General features: G+C 61.5%; 16 protein-coding genes. 6 read left to right on the forward strand and 10 right to left on the reverse strand.

All coding sequences use genetic code 11. The annotated features are described in order from the left end of the window. Positions 1-39 precede the first annotated feature (39 nt). The 8 genes from LOY35_RS25730 to bioB all read right to left on the reverse strand — a co-directional run bounded on the left by LOY35_RS25730 (position 40) and on the right by bioB (position 8,753). Positions 40-1,329 (reverse strand): diguanylate cyclase, encoded by a 1,290-nt coding sequence (locus LOY35_RS25730; RefSeq protein WP_258628620.1) that lies wholly within the window; start codon positions 1,327-1,329, stop codon positions 40-42. 333 nt (positions 1,330-1,662) lie between these two features. After that, a complete protein-coding gene (locus tag LOY35_RS25735; RefSeq protein WP_258628624.1) occupies positions 1,663-3,468 on the reverse strand; it encodes a phenylacyl-CoA dehydrogenase in 1,806 nt (601 codons plus the stop codon). Between the two features lie 273 nt (positions 3,469-3,741). Then, complete coding sequence (locus LOY35_RS25740) at positions 3,742-4,038, reverse strand: pyrroloquinoline quinone biosynthesis protein PqqE (RefSeq protein ID WP_144926547.1); 297 nt, start codon at positions 4,036-4,038, stop codon at positions 3,742-3,744. A gap of 105 nt (positions 4,039-4,143) precedes the next feature. Then, the gene (gene bioD, locus LOY35_RS25745; protein ID WP_258628628.1) at positions 4,144-4,824 is read right to left on the reverse strand and encodes a dethiobiotin synthase; all 681 of its coding nucleotides are present in this window, start codon (positions 4,822-4,824) and stop codon (positions 4,144-4,146) included. Continuing rightward, the gene (bioC, locus tag LOY35_RS25750) at positions 4,821-5,633 is read right to left on the reverse strand and encodes a malonyl-ACP O-methyltransferase BioC (protein WP_258628631.1); all 813 of its coding nucleotides are present in this window, start codon (positions 5,631-5,633) and stop codon (positions 4,821-4,823) included. The genes bioD and bioC overlap by 4 nt, the downstream gene beginning before the upstream one ends. After that, the gene (locus LOY35_RS25755) at positions 5,626-6,357 is read right to left on the reverse strand and encodes an alpha/beta fold hydrolase (protein ID WP_258628634.1); all 732 of its coding nucleotides are present in this window, start codon (positions 6,355-6,357) and stop codon (positions 5,626-5,628) included. The genes bioC and LOY35_RS25755 overlap by 8 nt, the downstream gene beginning before the upstream one ends. Beyond that, on the reverse strand, positions 6,350-7,528 hold the full coding sequence (bioF, locus tag LOY35_RS25760; protein WP_258628636.1) for an 8-amino-7-oxononanoate synthase: 1,179 nt from the start codon (positions 7,526-7,528) through the stop codon (positions 6,350-6,352). Before bioF ends, LOY35_RS25755 begins: the two co-directional genes overlap by 8 nt. Before the next feature lie 169 nt (positions 7,529-7,697). Beyond that, entirely contained in the window at positions 7,698-8,753 is a 1,056-nt protein-coding gene (gene bioB / locus LOY35_RS25765) for a biotin synthase BioB (RefSeq protein ID WP_258628638.1), read from the reverse strand. A 91-nt stretch (positions 8,754-8,844) separates the two neighbouring features. On the opposite strand from bioB, the gene LOY35_RS25770 reads away from it, so the two are divergent. From LOY35_RS25770 to rarD, 5 genes are all read left to right on the forward strand, one after another. Next, positions 8,845-9,585, forward strand: a complete 741-nt coding sequence (locus tag LOY35_RS25770; RefSeq protein WP_258628641.1) for a ComF family protein — start codon at positions 8,845-8,847, stop codon at positions 9,583-9,585. A gap of 57 nt (positions 9,586-9,642) precedes the next feature. After that, on the forward strand, positions 9,643-10,407 hold the full coding sequence (locus LOY35_RS25775) for a TOBE domain-containing protein (protein ID WP_258628644.1): 765 nt from the start codon (positions 9,643-9,645) through the stop codon (positions 10,405-10,407). Between the two features lie 67 nt (positions 10,408-10,474). Further along, on the forward strand, positions 10,475-12,376 hold the full coding sequence (locus LOY35_RS25780) for a PhoX family phosphatase (RefSeq protein ID WP_258628647.1): 1,902 nt from the start codon (positions 10,475-10,477) through the stop codon (positions 12,374-12,376). 171 nt (positions 12,377-12,547) lie between these two features. After that, positions 12,548-13,522 (forward strand): serine/threonine protein kinase, encoded by a 975-nt coding sequence (locus LOY35_RS25785; protein WP_258628649.1) that lies wholly within the window; start codon positions 12,548-12,550, stop codon positions 13,520-13,522. A 216-nt stretch (positions 13,523-13,738) separates the two neighbouring features. Further along, a complete protein-coding gene (rarD, locus tag LOY35_RS25790; RefSeq protein ID WP_258628652.1) occupies positions 13,739-14,626 on the forward strand; it encodes an EamA family transporter RarD in 888 nt (295 codons plus the stop codon). 216 nt (positions 14,627-14,842) lie between these two features. On the opposite strand, the gene LOY35_RS25795 is transcribed toward rarD, so the two are convergent. After that, positions 14,843-15,361, reverse strand: coding sequence for a glycine cleavage system protein R (locus LOY35_RS25795; protein WP_258628655.1), 519 nt, complete (start codon positions 15,359-15,361; stop codon positions 14,843-14,845). Between the two features lie 580 nt (positions 15,362-15,941). Between LOY35_RS25795 and LOY35_RS25800 the strand changes: the two genes are divergently transcribed. Further along, a complete protein-coding gene (locus LOY35_RS25800) occupies positions 15,942-18,119 on the forward strand; it encodes a malate synthase G (protein ID WP_258628656.1) in 2,178 nt (725 codons plus the stop codon). Positions 18,120-18,211: 92 nt separating this feature from the next. Here the strand turns inward: LOY35_RS25800 and LOY35_RS25805 are convergent, their stop codons facing one another. Continuing rightward, a complete protein-coding gene (locus LOY35_RS25805; RefSeq protein ID WP_041022276.1) occupies positions 18,212-18,658 on the reverse strand; it encodes a response regulator in 447 nt (148 codons plus the stop codon). Between the last annotated feature and the right edge of the window lie 163 nt (positions 18,659-18,821).

Genomic DNA, 18,821 nt, shown 5'->3' on the forward strand with positions numbered 1-18,821 from the left:
TCACAATCACAGTCCAGACGCTGAATGCGCCGTCATCACTCAACCCGCGGCGGCTTCCATGCGTACCGCGCCACGGCGGTTCTGACCAAAGGCAATCACACAGTTGCGTCCGGCGCCCTTGGCGTTGTAGAGGGCCTGGTCGGCGGACTTGAGGACTTCTTCAGGGGTACGCTGCTCGAGGCGTTCCGCGACGCCGATGCTGACCGTTACCGACACGCTGGATGCACCCGCCCCGGAGCGGCGCTGGCGACCTTGTTGGTCATCCTGGGGGCGATTGTCCGGATTGCGCAGTTGGATGCTGTAGGTCTCGATGGACTGGCGGATGACCTCAAGATGAGGCATGCACTCGTCAATGGTTTTGCCTGCAAACACCAACGCAAATTCCTCGCCACCGTAGCGATAAGCCCGACCGCCGCCACCGATTTTCGACAGCTTGCTGGCCACCAGGCGCAGCACTTGGTCGCCCACGTCGTGACCATGGGTGTCGTTGAATTTCTTGAAGTGGTCCACATCGCTCATGGCCAACACATAGTTGCGACCCAGCCGCTGCATGCGCTCATTCAGCGCTCGCCGTCCCGGCAAGCCGGTCAGTTCATCACGAAACGCCATCTGATAGGCCTCATGGGCAACCGCCGCCGCAATCATCAGCATCACCTGGCTGCACATGATGTTCAGGGTGAAGGGCAGGATGAAGGTTTTCGGCAACATCCAGAACAGCCCCAGCACGCCCACCAATTGCGCGGCATGCAGGGGCCGGGGATTGCGCCAGTATTGCCATGACAGCAACAGGAATACGCCGAGGAACACCGGGTAGGACAATTGGATCAGGCTCATCCAGGCGCCATGCAGCGCCGGCCAGCGGATCTCCGAAAGCCACAGCAACAAGGCTTGGGGAAAACTCTGCTCCAAGGCCAATGCCACACCGCCAAAGGCCAATAGCATCGCGAAACGCGCCACCATGTCCTGGAACAGATGGGTACGCTCCTGCCACGCCGCGAACAGGCCAAACAACAACGGCAGCAACAGGCAGACCAGGTGAAATACCACGGCGGCGTCTTCGCGCACCTTGCCATTGTCCCGGTAGAAATCGGTCTGTGTGTCCAACAGGAAGTAGCCGATGTACACCGTGACCATCAAAAACAGCTCGCGTTGACGTCGATAAACCGCGCAGTACGCGCCGCCCAACAGCAACACCAGGGTAGGAAGAACGTTGAACAACGAGGTGAAGAAGACGTTGAGATCCTTGACGTAGGCAGCCGCAAGCCCCGCCAGCAACAGCAACAGCGAAGGTAGGAAATGACTGAAACGTACAGCGGAAGAACGCGGCAAGGGTAAAGCTCCAACCCGGCTGATCAAAGATGGCATTGTGCCTGCTATTAGAGCAATAAGGCACGAGAGACGTGACAGATGTCACACTGCCATCGCTGTAACGGCAGGAGGGAATATTTTCTTAGGGCTGGGCTGGATGAATATTGTTTCAGAATCACCGCGTAACCCTATGGTAGCGAGCCTGCTCGCGATAGCGGTATATCAGACAGTATCTTTGTCGACTGACACACCGCATCGCGAGCAGGCTCGCTCCCACAAGTTTGTGTGACGGACATGAAAAAAGCCGCTGCGTCCCGAAGGAGGCAGCGGCTTTTAGGAAGAACCGCCTAAGGCTTAGTAACCCAGTGCGAAGTCTTCTTCTTTCATGTCCATCAGGTTATTGGCACCCGACAACATCGCAGCCACGTGGGTACGGGTGCGCGGCAGGATGCGCTGGAAGTAGAAGCGCGCCGTCTGCAGCTTGGCGGTGTAGAAGGCTTCTTCGGTGGTGCCGGCAGCCAGTTTTTCCGCCGCCAGACGCGCCATGTCGGCCCAGAAGTAGGCCAGGCAGGCGTAGCCGGAGTACATCAGGTAGTCCACCGAAGCGGCGCCGACTTCTTCGCGGTCTTTCATGGCTGCCATGCCGACCTTCATGGTCAGCTCGCCCCATTCCTTGTTCAGCGCGGCCAACGGCCCGACGAACTCCTTGACCGCTTCGTTGCCTTCGTTGCCCTGGCAGAACTTGTGGACGATCTTGGTGAAGCTCTTGAGCGCTTCGCCCTGGGTCATCAAGACCTTGCGGCCCAGCAGGTCGAGGGCCTGGATGCCGGTGGTGCCTTCGTACAGCATCGAGATGCGGCTGTCGCGAACGTTCTGCTCCATGCCCCACTCGGCGATGAAGCCGTGGCCGCCATAGATCTGCACGCCGTGGTTGGCCGATTCGAAGCCGACCTCGGTCATGAACGCTTTGGCGATCGGCGTCATGAACGCCAACAGCGCATCGGCTTTTTTCTTCTCTTCTTCATCGACGCCGTACTTGACGATGTCGACCTGCTTGGCGGTGAAGTAGACCATCGCCCGGTTACCTTCGGCGAAGGCCTTCATGGTCAGCAACATGCGGCGCACGTCGGGGTGCACGATGATCGGGTCGGCAGGCTTGTCCGGCGCTTTCGGGCCAGTCAGGGAACGCATCTGCAGGCGGTCACGAGCGTATTTCAGGCCGCCCTGAAAACCGATTTCAGCGTGGGCCAGGCCTTGCAACGCGGTGCCCAGGCGTGCGGTGTTCATGAAGGTGAACATGCAGTTCAGGCCTTTGTTCGCCGGGCCGATCAGGAAACCGGTGGCCGCGTCGAAGTTCATCACGCAGGTCGCGTTGCCGTGGATGCCCATCTTGTGTTCGATCGAACCACAGCTCACCGCGTTGCGCTGGCCGATGGTACCGTCGGCGTTAGGCAGGAACTTGGGCACGATGAACAGCGAAATGCCCTTGGTACCGGCCGGAGCGTCCGGCAGGCGTGCCAGGACGATGTGGACGATGTTGTCGGCCATGTCGTGTTCGCCGGCCGAAATGAAGATCTTGGTGCCGGTCACTTTGTAGGAACCGTCGGCCTGTGGCTCGGCCTTGGTGCGCAGCATGCCCAGGTCGGTGCCGCAGTGGGGTTCGGTCAGGCACATGGTGCCGGTCCATTCACCGGACACCAGCTTGGTCAGGTAGGCGTCTTGCTGCTCAGGCGTACCGTGCTCGGAAATGGTGTTCATCGCGCCATGGGACAGGCCCGGGTACATGCCCCACGACCAGTTGGCTTCGCCGACCATTTCGCTGACGGCCAGGCCCAGCGACTCCGGCAGGCCTTGGCCACCATGCTCAACGTCATGGGCCAGGCTTGGCCAGCCGCCTTCGACGAATTGCTTGTAGGCTTCCTTGAACCCGCTCGGGGTTTTCACACCGGACTCGCTCCAAGTACAGCCTTCGGTGTCACCCACGCGGTTCAGCGGCGCCAGCACCTGCTCACAAAACTTGGCGCCTTCTTCGAGAATGGCGTCAACCATGTCCGGAGTTGCGTCCTGGCAAGCCGGAAGGCTCTGATAATGCGCTTCATAGCCAAGCAGTTCGTCACGAACGAAGCGAATATCACGCAAGGGGGCCTTGTAGTCAGGCATAGCGATAACCTCTGCTGATGTAACCGGGGATGAACGACCGCATGGATTTATTGTGACGGTCAAACAGTTGTTTGAAACATACGTTTACGCCCAAACCTTGTCAAGCGTCGATCCTTTGCCGTTCGTCATCGTCACATCAAAAAATGTCAGGTACGTGCGTCCGGCGCGGTATACATCCACAGCGTGTGCAGAAAAAGATTAGTTGAGCATGAAGGAGCCAGAGACGAAAACGCCGCGAATAATCGCGGCGTTCTTGCAATCGGGAATTCAAGCTCAGGCGAAGGTATCGATCAACGTACCCAGCATCTCGTCGGATGCCTTGGCCACATTCACGCCTGCCTGTACCTGGAACTTGCCCTGGGCCATTTCAACCATGTTGCTGGCCAGGTCCGATTGCTGGCTGCGATCCACTGACCGCAGGCGATCGACCTGGACCTCGGACGACTGGCTGGTAACCGCACGCTCAATGGTGTTGTTGGCGATCTGGGAAGAGGCCTGATCGACGCGGTTCTGCCCTGTCTGAATAGTGCTCAGACCGGCATAGAATGCGGTATTTCCTGAGATTTCCATGGCAAGGCTCGTTTCTTGAAGGGTCGACGGAGCCATTGAATCAGAAGCAGTAGGAAAAGGCCCGACAAAAACACTAATGGCACAGTGCCTTGTTATAGACAAACCCTAATCCAGCAGATCCAGATGCAGGTACCCGGCCACGGCGTCCGCCGTCACGCCCTTGATTCGTGGTACCCGGCCCAGGCACGGCGCCGGAAGGCGTTCGGCAAGCGTGGCGAGGTTTTCCTCCAGGCGCGACGTCTTGGGGTCGATGATATTCGCCACCCAACCGGCCAATTGCAGGCCATCCCGGGCAATGGCTTCGGCGGTGAGCAACGCGTGACTGATACAACCCAGCCGCACCCCCACCACCAGGATCACCGGCAGACTCAAGGCAATTGCCAGGTCCGAGAGATTGTCCTGATCGGCCAACGGAACGCGCCAGCCGCCCGCGCCTTCAATCAAGGTGAAATCCGCTTGCAGCGCCAGCACGTCACGCATCGGCCCCAACAACGACTGCACCGTCAACGCCACGCCGGCTTCCCGGGCCGCCAGATGCGGCGCGATGGCCGGCTCGAACGCCACCGGGTTGACCTGGGCATAGGTCAGTGGCAGCGAGCACTCGGCGAGCAGGGCCAGGGCGTCGGCATTGCGCAGGCCTTTGGGCGTGACCTCGCAACCGGAGGCCACGGGCTTGCCGGCGGCTGTGCTCATGCCGGCCTGTCGTGCGGCGTGCAGCAGGCCGGCCGCAACGGTGGTCTTGCCCACGTCGGTGTCGGTGCCGGTGATGAAGTAAGCCTGGCTCATAGGGGTTTCTCCAGCACGGCGTAGACCACCTGATAGGTTCCGGGCAACCCTTCTCCCCGGCGAAATTGCTCGTAGGCTTCAATCATCCCCAGGATCCTCGCTCTGCCGGTCAACCCTCCCGGGCGGCCGGGATTCAGATTATGGGCGCCGAGGGATTTCAATTCATGGGTCAGGCTGCGGACGTCGGGGTAATACAACACATGGGGACGGTTCTCGAGGCTGACGACCTTCAACCCGCTTTCCGTGCACAGCTGTCGATAGGTTTCGAATTCCCGGAACCGGTTGACGTGCACCAGGCCGTCCACCTGACGCCAGCTATCGCGCAACTCGTACAGCGTACCGACGCAGAGGCTGGTAAAGGCAAAGACCCCGCCCGGTTTCAATACACGATGCGCCTCGCTCAGCACCGAGGCGAAATCCGCACACCACTGCACCGCAAGGCTGGAAAACACCAGGTCGCAGCTCGACGCCAGCAAGGGCAAGCGCTCCGCGTCACCGGCCAGGAAATGCGCAGCCCCGCCCTGAGGGCGGGCATGACTGAGCATCCCTTCAGCGATATCCAGCGCAACACCGCCCGCCACGCCGAAGCGCGCGCCCAGCGCCCGGGTGAAGTGACCGGTGCCGCACCCCACGTCCATCCAGCGTCCCGGCATGAACGGGGCAGGTAACTGCTCCAGCAACTGCTGGCCCACGTCGCGCTGCAATTCGGCCACGCTGTCATAGCTGGCCGCCGCCCGGGAAAACGAAGCCGCTACCTGACGCTTGTCGGGCAAGGCGCCGGGCAATTTGGGAAGGGACAAATCAGTCATCACCGGACTCATGCAAAAAGGCCTGGATCGCCCCCGCGACACCGTGCGGGTCTTCCAGGAGAAATCCATGACCGGCCTGTTCGATCAGGCCGATTTCGACATCCGGCAACAACGCCAGCAATTCACTCGCCGCCTCGGCCGGCACCAGGGCGTCGAGCCCGGCAAACAGATGCAGTTGCGGGCCACGGAAGCGCTGTAAAGCGGCACGGGTATCCAGCTGCGCCAGCACCTGCAGTCCCGCCAACGACACTTCCGGCGCGGTGTTCGGTGCCCCGGCCAGCAGCAGCCTCGCCAACCCGCGCGGATCGCTGCAACCCTGGGCACATAACAAACTGAAGCGCTTGAGGGTCTGGCGTGGGTCGGCGGCACAGCCGGCGAGGAAGCCGTCGAACGTGTCACTGGCCATCGCGCTCGGCCATTCTTCATGGGCCACAAACGCAGCATTGCTCGCCAGGGTCAACAACCCACAGCAACGTTCGCCCCGACGCGCAGCCAATTCCGACGCCAGCATGCCGCCCAAGGACCAGCCACCCAACCAGGCGTCCTGGGGCACGCAGGCGTCCAGTTCGTCGAGCCATTCTTCGGGATCGTTCGTGGTCAGGGCCGGCAACGGTTCGATTTCCACCCGCAGATGTTCATCGAGCCCGTGAAGTGCCGCGGCCAGCGGCTCCAGCGGGGAAACGCCCAGACCCCAACCAGGCAGCAATATCAATCGATCACGCATGGCTTGCCTCCGGCCCCAGCAGGGCAAAACACTCGGCCAGTGCATTCAACAATAGTTGCACCTGGCCCTCGCTGTGGGCGGCCGTCAGGGTCACGCGCAAACGGGCGCTGCCGGCCGGTACGGTGGGTGGCCGGATCGCGGTGACCATCAGCCCCCGTTCCCGCAGCATGTGCGACAGGCGCATCGCTCGACCGGCGTCGCCGATCAGAATCGGCTGGATCGGCGTGGAGCTGTCCATCAGTTGCAGGCCGATCTGCTCCGCGCCACGGCGGAACTGACGGATCAACACCTGCAGATGCTCGCGCCGCCAATGTTCGCTGCGCAGCAACTCAAGGCTTTTGAGCGTGGCGCAAGCCAGGGCCGGCGGTTGACTGGTGGTGTAGATGTAGGGGCGGGCAAACTGGATCAGGCTCTCGATCAGTTCTTCACTGCCGGCCACAAATGCACCGGCGGTGCCGAAAGCCTTGCCCAAGGTGCCGACCAGCACCGGCACGTCTTCCTGGCTGAGGCCGAAGTGCTCGACGATACCGCCTCCGTTCGCGCCCAACGGACCGAAACCGTGGGCATCGTCGACCATCAACCAGGCCCCCCTGGCCTTGGCTTCACGGGCCAGAGCCGGCAGGTCGGCGATGTCGCCGTCCATGCTGAACACTCCATCGGTGACCACCAGGGTATTACCGGTGGCTTTCTCCAGGCGACTGGCCAGGCTCCGGGCGTCGTTGTGCAGGTAACGGCTGAAACGCGCACCAGACAACAGCCCGGCGTCGAGCAACGACGCATGATTGAGCCGGTCCTCCAGCACCGTATCGCCCTGCCCGACCAGCGCGGTCACAGCGCCGAGGTTGGCCATGTAACCGGTGGTGAACAGCAGCGCCCGCGGACGACCGGTGAGATCGGCAAGGGCTTCCTCCAGGGCGTGATGCGGACCGCTATGGCCGATCACCAGGTGGGAAGCACCGCCACCCACGCCCCAACGAGCCGCTCCGGCACGCCAGGCCTCGATCACCTGCGGGTGATTGGCCAGGCCCAGGTAGTCGTTGTTGCAGAACGCCAGCAACGGTTGACCGTCCACCACTACCTCCGGCCCTTGGGGGCTTTCGAGCAGCGGACGCTGGCGATAGAGGTTTTCGGCACGACGGGCAGCCAGGCGTGCGGCGAGATCGAAGGGCATGCTGGCCTCGGGGTGACCACTATTCAAAGATTGCAGGGTTCCCTTGTGGGAGCGAGCCTGCTCGCGATGTCGGTGTGTCATTCGACGTAAATGTTGAATGCACTATCGCTATCGCGAGCAGGCTCGCTCCCACAGGTCCCCCATTCCAAACAGAAAAATCGGGGATTGATCAGACAGCCGCGTTATAGAACTGCTCGCTGCTCTTCTGCTCCACCAGCGCCTGCTCAATCGCGGCCTGGTGCACTTCGTCGGCATGTTCTTCGCGGGCCTCGGGCAGGATGCCCAGGCGTGCGAACAACTGCATGTCCTTGTCGGCCTGCGGGTTGGCGGTGGTCAGCAGTTTGTCGCCGTAGAAAATCGAGTTGGCGCCGGCCAGGAACGCCAGGGCCTGCATCTGCTCGTTCATCGCTTCGCGACCGGCGGACAGGCGGACATGGGACTTGGGCATCAGGATCCGCGCCACGGCGAGCATGCGGATGAAATCGAACGGGTCGATGTCCTCGGCATTTTCCAGCGGCGTGCCGGCGACCTTGACCAGCATGTTGATCGGCACCGACTCCGGATGCTCCGGCAGGTTCGCTAACTGGATCAGCAGGTTGGCGCGGTCGTCCAGGGACTCGCCCATGCCGAGGATGCCGCCGGAGCAGATCTTCATCCCGGAATCGCGCACGTAGGCCAGGGTTTGCAGGCGCTCGCTGTAGGTCCGGGTGGTGATGATGCTGCCGTAGAATTCCGGCGAGGTATCGAGGTTGTGGTTGTAGTAATCCAGGCCGGCCTGGGCCAGTGCCTCGGTCTGCTCCTGGTCGAGTCGTCCCAGGGTCATGCAGGTTTCCAGGCCCATGGCCTTCACGCCCTTGACCATTTCCAACACGTAGGGCATGTCCTTGGCCGACGGATGCTTCCACGCCGCGCCCATGCAGAAACGGGTCGAACCGATAGCCTTGGCACGCGCGGCCTCTTCAAGGACCTTCTGCACTTCCAGCAGTTTTTCCTTGTCCAGCCCGGTGTTGTAGTGACCCGATTGCGGACAATATTTGCAATCTTCCGGGCAGGCGCCGGTCTTGATCGACAGCAGCGTGGAAACCTGGACGCGGTTGGCGTCGAAATGCGCGCGGTGCACGGTCTGCGCCTGGAACAACAGGTCATTGAACGGCTGGACAAAGAGTGCTTTGACTTCGGCCAAAGACCAGTCATGACGCAGGTTGGCAGTGGTGCTGGCGCTCATGGGTATTTCCTTGATTATGCTTGGCTGGCGACTGGGGGCACGCAATACCCACAGGCGCGACACGGATGTTCGGCATATTTAAGGAAGAGTCATGCGCTGTCAACCACGATACGAAGGCCAGGTTTACATCTGGTTAAAAAACAAACAATTCTGTCTGCTGTGTGGCGACGCCACCGACACACAGCAACCCATCTGCACGCCTTGCGAAAGCGAACTGCCCTGGCTCGGTGATCAATGCGTCATCTGCGCCCTGCCGCTGCCCATGGCCGGGCTGCGTTGTGGGCAATGCGCCGCGCAACCACCGGCCTTCGAGCGGGTCCTGGCACCCTGGGCTTACGATTTCCCGGTGGACAGCCTGATCACTCGTTTCAAGCACCAGGCAAAATGGCCGCTCGGTCGACTCATGGGCGAACTGTTGGCGCAGTCGCTGCAGCATCATTTCGATGAAGGCCTGGAACGGCCCGACGCGCTGATCCCGGTGCCGCTGGCGGGTCGACGCCTGCGCCAGCGCGGATTCAACCAGGCAACCCTGCTGGCGCGTTGGCTCGGCGCGGCGTTGCAACTGCCCTGCGAAGAACATCTGCTGCTGCGCATCCACGACACCCCGGCGCAACAGGCACTCGACGCCAGGGCCCGGCGCCAGAACCTGCGCCAGGCCTTCGCCCTTGCGCCCGACGCCCCGTTGCGCAACCGTCACCTGGCGCTGGTGGACGATGTGCTCACCACCGGGGCCACTGCCCAGACACTGGCCCAATTGCTGCTCGACGGCGGCGCCGCCCGGGTCGATGTGTATTGCCTGGCGCGCACGCCAAAACCCGGTGAACCGGCTTGACGCGCGGAGGCCGAGGCGCCAACGTCCGTTCATCCACTCTTGCGCGCAGTTTCCGCCATGTCATTACCCCCGCTTCTGACCCAGCACATTGTCCGGCGCCCGCAACGCATCGCCCTGTTGCAGCACATTGCCGAGCAAGGCTCCATCACCCGTGCCGCCAAGAGCGCGGGCCTGAGCTACAAGGCGGCGTGGGATGCCATCGATGAGTTGAACAACCTGGCGGACCAGCCGTTGGTGGAGCGCAGTGTTGGCGGCAAGGGCGGCGGCGGTGCCAGGCTGTCGGAAGAAGGACAGCGTGTGCTGCGCCTGTACCTGCGTTTGCAAACCTTGCAGGCGCAGTTGCTGGAAGCGAGCGAAGATGCTGGGGACTTCGGTCTGTTGAGTCGCCTGATGTTGCGCACCAGCGCCCGCAATCAGCTGCACGGCAAAGTCCTCGGCATCGAAGCCCAGGGCCATAACGACCGGGTGCGCCTGGAATTGGCCCGAGGCCTGGTCATCGAAGCGCAGATCACCCACGACAGCACGGTGCGCCTGGAGCTGGCTATCGGCACCGAGGTGGTTGCGCTGATCAAGGCCGGCTGGCTGGAATTGTTTCCCGACGGGTCGTTGGAAAAAGCCGGCACAAATGTTCTGCAAGGCATCATCGAACACATCGCCACGGCCACCGACGGTCCCAGCGAAGTGCGTATCGGCTTGCCCAACGGGCAGACCCTCTGTGCCCTGGCCGATCCGCTCCAACTGCAAGCGCGCAACCTGAACACCGGTTCACCGGTGCAAGTGGTGTTTTCAGCAACGAATGTGTTGCTCGGGACGCCGCTATAAGCGCACTGAAACAAAAGCTTCATCGACCCGCTTTAAGGTGACTGCCAAAACCAGCAGGGAGCCTGAGATGAGCTTATTAGAAGAAAACCAATCCACCGACCTGGAAAAGATCGTCGGCCTGAGCCGCCGTAGCTTCATCAGCGCCGGCGCCTTGTGCGGCGCGGTCATGTTCCTGGGCGGCAACCTGCTGAGCCGCAGCGCCCTGGCCGCCGCCGTCAGCGAAGGCAATAGCAAGTTGCTGGGTTTTGACAGCATTGCTGCCGCCACGACCGACGCCCTCACCCTGCCTCCTGGCTACAAGTCCTCGGTGCTGATCAGTTGGGGCCAGCCGTTGCAGAAGAACGCACCCGAGTTCGACCCGAGTGGCAATGGCACTGCCCGTGACCAGGAAATGCAGTTCGGCGACAACAACGACGGCATGAGCCTGTTCCCGTTCCCCGGCGACGAGAACCGGGCGCTGATGGCGATCAACAACGAATACACCAACTACCGCTACCTCTTCGCCCATGGCGGCCAGCCGCAGTCGGCCGAAGACGTGCACAAGGCCCAGGCCAGCGAAGGTGTATCGGTGATCGAAGTGAAGCGCCAGGGCGGCCAATGGCAGTTCGTCCAGACGTCGCGCTACAACCGCAGGATCCATGGCAACACGCCGATCGAACTGAGCGGGCCGGCGGCCGGACATCAACTGCTGAAAACCAGCGCTGACAAGAGCGGCAAGAAAGTCCTCGGCACTTTCCAGAACTGCGCCAACGGCATGACGCCATGGGGCACTTACCTGACCTGCGAAGAGAACTTCACTGACTGCTTCGGCAGCAGCAAGGCCGATCTGCAGTTCGATGAAGCGCAAAAGCGCTACGGCGCCACCGTCACCAGCCGTGAGATCAACTGGCACCTGTTCGATCCGCGCTTCGACCTGGCGAAGAACCCCAACGAACTCAATCGTCATGGCTGGGTGGTGGAAATCGATCCGTTCGACCCTGAGTCGACGCCAGTGAAGCGCACCGCCCTGGGCCGTTTCAAACACGAGAACGCCGCCCTGGCACAAACCAAGGATGGTCATGCGGTGGTCTACATGGGCGACGACGAGCGTGGCGAATTCATCTACAAATTCGTCAGCCATGAGCGCATCGATCACAAGAACGCCAAGGCCAACCGCAACCTGCTGGACCATGGCACCTTATATGTGGCGCGCTTCGACGCCGGCGACGGCAACCCGGACCATCCGAAAGGCAAGGGCCAGTGGATCGAGCTGAGCCATGGCAAGAACGGCCTCGACGCCAGCAACGGCTTCGCCGACCAGGCCGAAGTGCTGATCCATGCGCGCCTGGCTGCCAGTGCCGTGGGCGCCACGCGGATGGACCGTCCGGAGTGGATCGTGGTCAGCCCGAAAGATGGCCAGGTCTATTGCACCCTGACCAACAACGCCAAGCGCGGCGAAGACGGCCAACCGGTGGGCGGCCCCAACCCTCGGGCCAAGAATGTCTATGGACAGATCCTGCGCTGGCGCACCGACCGCGACGACCACGCATCCATGACCTTCAGCTGGGACCTGTTCGTGGTGGCCGGCAATCCGACCGTACATGCCGGCACGCCGAAAGCCGGTTCCTCCAACGTCAACGCGCAGAACATGTTCAACAGCCCCGATGGCCTGGGATTCGACCAGGCCGGCCGGCTGTGGATCCTCACCGACGGCGATGTCAGCAACACCGGGGACTTCGCCGGCATGGGCAACAACCAGATGCTCTGTGCCGACCCCGACAACGGCGAAATCCGCCGGTTCATGGTCGGACCTGTGGGTTGCGAAGTGACCGGCATCAGTTTCGCGCCAGACCAGAAGGCCTTGTTCGTCGGGATCCAGCATCCGGGTGAGAACGGCGGTTCGACGTTCCCCGAGCACCTGCCCAACGGCAAGCCGCGCTCGTCGGTGATGGTGATTACCCGCGAGGACGGCGGCATCATCGGCGCCTGATAAGGCCCCATCGCGAGCAGGCTCGCTCCCACAACGTTCAGCACCATTGAAGCTCCAATGTGGGAGCGAGCCTGCTCGCGATGGCTTCGGCACAGTCACCACCTATCTGCCTCCGTCTGCGCTACCATGCTGGGCCGGACGCGGCAGCCCTGCCGCTGCGCAGGAGTCAGCATGTCCCATCCGTTCGAAACCCTCACGCCCGACCTGGTGCTCGATGCCGTAGAAAGCATCGGTTTCCTCAGCGACGCCCGTGTGTTGGCCCTCAACAGCTATGAAAACCGCGTCTATCAGGTCGGCATCGAAGACGCCGAGCCGCTGATCGCCAAGTTCTATCGCCCCCAGCGCTGGACCAACGAGGCGATCCTGGAAGAACACCGCTTCACCTTCGAGCTGGCCGATTGCGAAGTACCGGTGGTGGCGCCGCTGATTCACAACGGCGCCAGCCTGCATGAGCACGCAGGGTTTCGTTTCACCCTGTTCCCCCGTCGCGGCGGCCGTGCACCGGAGCCGGGCAATCTCGACCAACTCTATCGCCTGGGGCAATTGCTCGGACGCCTGCACGCGGTAGGCGCCAGCCGTCCGTTCGAGCATCGCGAGGCCCTGGGCGTGAAGAACTTCGGCCATGACTCACTGGCGACCGTGCTGGAAAGCGGTTTCGTCCCCCGTAGCCTGCTTCCGGCCTACGAGTCGGTGGCGAGGGATCTGCTCAAGCGTGTCGAAGACGCCTACGCCGCCACGCCCCACCAGAACATTCGCATGCACGGTGACTGCCACCCGGGCAACATGATGTGCCGCGACGAGGTCTTCCACATCGTTGACCTGGACGACTGTCGCATGGGCCCGGCGGTGCAGGACCTGTGGATGATGCTGGCCGGAGACCGCCAGGAATGCCTGGGCCAGTTATCGGAACTGATGGATGGTTACCAGGAGTTCCACGACTTCGACCCACGGGAACTGGCGCTGATCGAACCCCTGCGTGCCCTGCGTCTGATGCACTACAGCGCCTGGCTGGCACGCCGCTGGGACGATCCGGCATTTCCCCGCAGCTTCCCGTGGTTCGGCAGCGAACGCTATTGGGGCGACCAGGTGCTGGCGTTGCGCGAGCAACTGGCAGCGCTCAATGAAGAGCCGTTGAAGTTGTTCTGAAGAGCGCAACTCCAACCATCACCACAATCCCCTGTGGGAGCGAGCCTGCTCGCGATCGCAGTGTGTCAGACGCCATATTCGTAAGCTGATACCCCGCGATCGCGAGCAGGCTCGCCCCCACAGGGGGTATTTGCGTTGTTGCTCAAAGGTTCGCCCAAAACCTGACAAATCTACTTACAATCACTCCTTTGTTAGCTGCCTAAGCAAGGATTCTCCATGCAAGCCGCCAACCCGCGTCGCGGGTATATCCTGGGTCTGAGTGCCTACGTCATCTGGGGATTGTTCCCCATCTATTTCAAGGCCATCGCTGCCGTCCCTTCAGTGGAAATCATCGTCCACCGGGTGCTGTGGTCGGCGTTGTTCGGTTCGGCGTTGCTGCTGGTCTGGAAACACCCGGGCTGGTGGCGCGAGCTGCGCGACAACCCACGTCGCCTGGCGATCCTGGCGCTGAGCGGCACCTTGATCGCGGCCAACTGGCTGACGTACGTCTGGGCGGTGAACAACGGCCGCATGCTCGAAGCCAGCCTGGGTTACTACATCAACCCACTGGTGAATGTGTTGCTGGGGATGCTGATCCTCGGCGAGCGACTGCGGCGCATGCAGTGGCTGGCGGTGGGCTTGGCAGCGGTGGGCGTGGCGCAGCAGGTCTGGCAGGTCGGCAGCCTGCCGTGGGTGTCGCTGGCGTTGGCGCTGACCTTCGGCTTCTATGGGCTGATCCGCAAACAGGCTCCGGTCCAGGCCTTGCCGGGGCTCGTGGTGGAAACCTGGATGCTGGTGCCGATTGCCCTGGCCTGGGTGCTGTTCAACCCGGCCGCCACCAGTGCCCAGGCAGCTTTCTGGACCACTTCCGAAGCCTGGTGGCTGGTGGCGGCCGGCCCGGTGACGCTGGTTCCGCTGGTGTGCTTCAACGCCGCTGCCCGGCATTTGCCCTATACCACGCTGGGATTTCTCCAGTACATCGCACCGACATTAGTGCTACTGCTCGCAGTGCTGCTGTTTGGCGAGCGTCTGTCGTCCAGCACATTGGTGGCGTTCCTGTTTATCTGGGCCGGGCTCGCGGTGTACAGCATCGATGCCGTGATCAGTATGCGTCGCCGCAGCTGATCAAAAATCGTACACTCCTACGCAGGCCACGTCCGACGTGGCCTGCGTAGATCCGCCCCAAGGTTATCCACAGCGTCATCCCCGCCGTTTGTGTACAAGCCCTTGAAAATTGGCGATTTTTTGATCATCGCCGGGAAAGGCACGCCGGGCCTGGGCTGGCGCCGGGTCTCTACAGGTTATCCACAGGCAGGTGCAGTTTTTCCTTGGATAACCGGCTCACGCCTCATCGCTCAGTTTGAGTTCCACCATCAATTCATCGGCCAAGGTTTCCAGACGTTCCTGCAAGGTGTCCAGCGACAGGGTCAACGGCACGCCCAGGATCGCTTCGGCGTGAAACAGCAATTCACTGCTCATCGGCGCCGGCCCGACATGGGTCACCAGCCGCTCGACATTGACCCCCTGCTCACTCAACAAACGGGTGATGTCCCGCACGATGCCGGGACGGTCGTTACCCACCAGCTCCATGGCGATAGGCTTCCAGCTGCAGGACTCCTCGAGCGTGTTCTGCGCAATGAGCACGCGAATGCCGTGGCTCGACAACCCGTGCAAGGCTTCGATCAGTTCCTCATGGGATTCGGCCGGTGCGCTGAGACGCAATATCCCGGCAAATTGACCCGCCAGATGCGACATGCGGCTTTCCAGCCAGTTACCGCCATGCTCGGCGATACATTGGGCGATGCGCTCGACCTGCCCGGGTTTGTCCGGTGCAAAAACAGTGATGACGAGATGGTCCATGGCGCAGCCCTCTTGTTGTGAGAGGAAAGAGTATAGGCAGGGCACACAAAACCTGCGGAAGGAGTTGTGCAGGAAAACTGTCGAGTGCAACGAGGCTGCGATCTTTCTCATACCAATTGAATCGAGAGCGAACGATCAAAATCAAAGATCGCAAGCTTCGCCAGCTCCTACACCCGACGGCCGCGTCTATCCATTCCTGGGCCCACTCACGAATCGTGTACAAGTCATAAGATTTTTATGGAACAATTCATAGGTTTTTTGAGAACATCCAATGCCTCGTCGTGACTGTACTGCTTTAGTCGGTCGCGGAACGACGCAATTAGTCTAATTTTCACAACCGCAACTGTTCATGTAGTATTCCGCAGCGAGCACTACATAATGTTGCACCGATGTCTGCTTAAGGCACAGTCGCATCCCTGAAAGCCCCGTCAGCAAGGCTTAGCGCCCATGATAGGTCCCACCCAGCCGCCAGCGATGGCATGTACTGGTTTCGGGGTTTGTGGTTTAAATGTCCCGAGGCTTCATTGTCAAAATCGAAGAGCTGAAAAGCGAAATAGCTGAGCAGAGTGAGAGGCAAGCAATGACTGAACACGTTCAAGTCGGTGGCCTTCGGGTCGCCAGAGTCCTGTTCGACTTCGTGAACAACGAAGCCATCCCCGGTACCGGTCTGACCGCCGACCAGTTCTGGGCCGGTGCCGACAAGGTCATCCACGACCTGGCGCCGAAGAACAAAGCCCTACTCGCCAAACGCGATGATTTCCAGGCTCGGATCGATGCCTGGCACCAGTCAAAGGCCGGCCAGGCCTTTGATGCCGTGGCTTACAAAGCCTTCCTGCAAGACATTGGATACCTGCTGCCAGAAGCCGCGGATTTCCAGGCAACCACCCAAAACGTCGATGACGAAATCGCCCGCATGGCCGGCCCGCAACTGGTGGTGCCGGTGATGAATGCCCGTTTCGCCCTCAACGCTTCGAACGCCCGCTGGGGTTCGTTGTACGACGCGCTGTACGGCACCGACGCCATCAGCGAGACCGATGGCGCGGAAAAAGGCAAAGGCTACAACAAGGTTCGTGGCGACAAGGTCATTGCCTTCGCCCGCGCCTTCCTCGACGAAGCAGCCCCCCTGGCGGCCGGTTCCCACGTCGATTCCACTGGTTACAAGATCGTCGACGGCAAGCTGGTGGTCGCCCTCAAGGGCGGCAGCAACAGCGGTTTGCGTGACGATGCCCAACTGATCGGCTTTCAGGGCGACGCCTCGGCTCCCACCACGGTGCTGCTGAAGCACAACGGCCTGCACTTCGAAATCCAGATCGATGCCAACACCCCGGTCGGCCAGACCGACGCCGCCGGCGTCAAAGACATCCTGATGGAAGCTGCGCTGACCACCATCATGGACTGCGAAGACTCGGTCGCCGCCGTCGATGCCGACGACAAGGTGGTGATCTACCGCAATTGGCTCGGCCTGATGAAAGGCGATCTGTCGGAACAGGTCGCCAAGGGCGGTCAGACGTTTACTCGCACCATGAACCCCGACCGCGCGTACACCGCCGTCGACGGTTCGAGCCTGACCCTGCACGGTCGCTCTCTGTTGTTCGTGCGTAACGTCGGTCATCTGATGACCATCGACGCGATCCTCGACAAAGACGGCAACGAAGTGCCTGAAGGCATTCTCGATGGCCTGGTGACTAGCCTGGCGGCGATCCACAGCCTCAACGGCAACACTTCGCGCCGCAACAGCCGCACCGGCTCGGTGTACATCGTCAAACCGAAGATGCACGGCCCGGAAGAGGCGGCGTTCACCAACGAGCTGTTCGGCCGCATCGAAGACGTGCTGAACCTGCCGCGCAACACTCTAAAGGTCGGGATCATGGACGAGGAGCGCCGTACCACGGTCAACCTCAAGGCCTGCATCAAGGCTGCCAGCGAGCGCGTGGTGTTCATCAACACCGGTTTCCTGGACCGCACCGGCGACGAAATCCACACCTCGATGGAAGCCGGGCCGATGGTGCGCAAGGCCGACATGAAAGCCGAGAAATGGATCGGCGCCTACGAAAACTGGAACGTCGACATCGGCCTGAGCACTGGCCTGCAAGGTCGCGCGCAGATCGGCAAGGGCATGTGGGCCATGCCGGACCTGATGGCGGCGATGCTCGAACAGAAAGTCGCCCACCCGATGGCCGGCGCCAACACCGCCTGGGTTCCATCGCCGACCGCCGCCGCGCTGCATGCGCTGCATTACCACAAGGTCGACGTGTTCGCCCGTCAGGCCGAACTGGCCAAGCGAACTCGCGCCTCGGTGGACGATATCCTGACCATCCCGCTGGCGGTCAACCCGAGCTGGACGCCGGAACAGATCAAAAACGAGTTGGACAACAATGCCCAGGGCATCCTCGGCTACGTGGTGCGCTGGATCGACCAGGGCGTCGGCTGCTCCAAGGTGCCGGACATCAACGACATCGGCCTGATGGAAGACCGGGCGACACTGCGCATTTCCAGCCAGCACATCGCCAACTGGCTGCGCCACGGCATCGTCACGCAGGACCAGGTGATGGAAAGCCTCAAGCGCATGGCGCCGGTGGTGGACCGCCAGAACGCCAGTGATCCGCTGTACCGCCCGCTGGCACCGGACTTCGACCGCAATATCGCTTTCCAGGCGGCGGTCGAGCTGGTGATCGAAGGCACCAAGCAGCCCAACGGCTACACCGAGCCGGTGCTGCACCGTCGTCGCCGTGAGTTCAAGGCAGCCAATGGGTTGTGATTGAGCGGTAGCGCTGACATGAAAAAGCCCCGATCAAAAGATCGGGGCTTTTTTTGTAATAAAACAGAGCCAGGAACAGCTCCTGTGGCGAGTTAAAGATCCATCCCCAGTTCCCGCTTGACCAACCCCAGCAACTTCTCCGTATCGATGGGCTTGAGCAGGAAGTCCACCACGCTCAGGTGCATCGCCTCGATGGCGTCCTTCACGTCGGCATCGCCGGACACGATGATGATCGGCAGCGCGGCCCGCTCCGACTCGCGGATCAGGCGGATCAGTTCCAGGCCATCGACATTGCCCATGCGCAGATCGGTGATCAGCAGACCGATCGACGGCTTGGTTTCCAGCATCCTGAGTGCAGTTTCGCCGCTGGCGGCGGTCATGCAGTGGATACCGTCCAGCGCCAGGATTTCCGACAGCAGCTCGCGAGCGTCCTTGTCGTCATCGACGATCAAGACTCGCTGCGGTGGCAGGTCAGGCTCCAGCATGACGGCGCTCAGTGCTTCGCGCTCGGCGTCACTCAAAATATCGTGGTCGGACATGATGCTCTCTACATTCCTTGAATCGATCCCCTGGCACAGTGGTCAGACATCGTTCGGCAGCGCTTCAATGTGCACTTCGTCGGATTTTTTTCCAAGAAAATTCAGTGAAGACTTTTCAAGGCCTCGTGCAGGACTTTTCTGTAGGCCCAGCCCCCTTCGCAGG

The sequence above is a fragment of the Pseudomonas sp. B21-028 genome, assembly GCF_024749045.1.
Lineage (GTDB): Bacteria > Pseudomonadota > Gammaproteobacteria > Pseudomonadales > Pseudomonadaceae > Aquipseudomonas.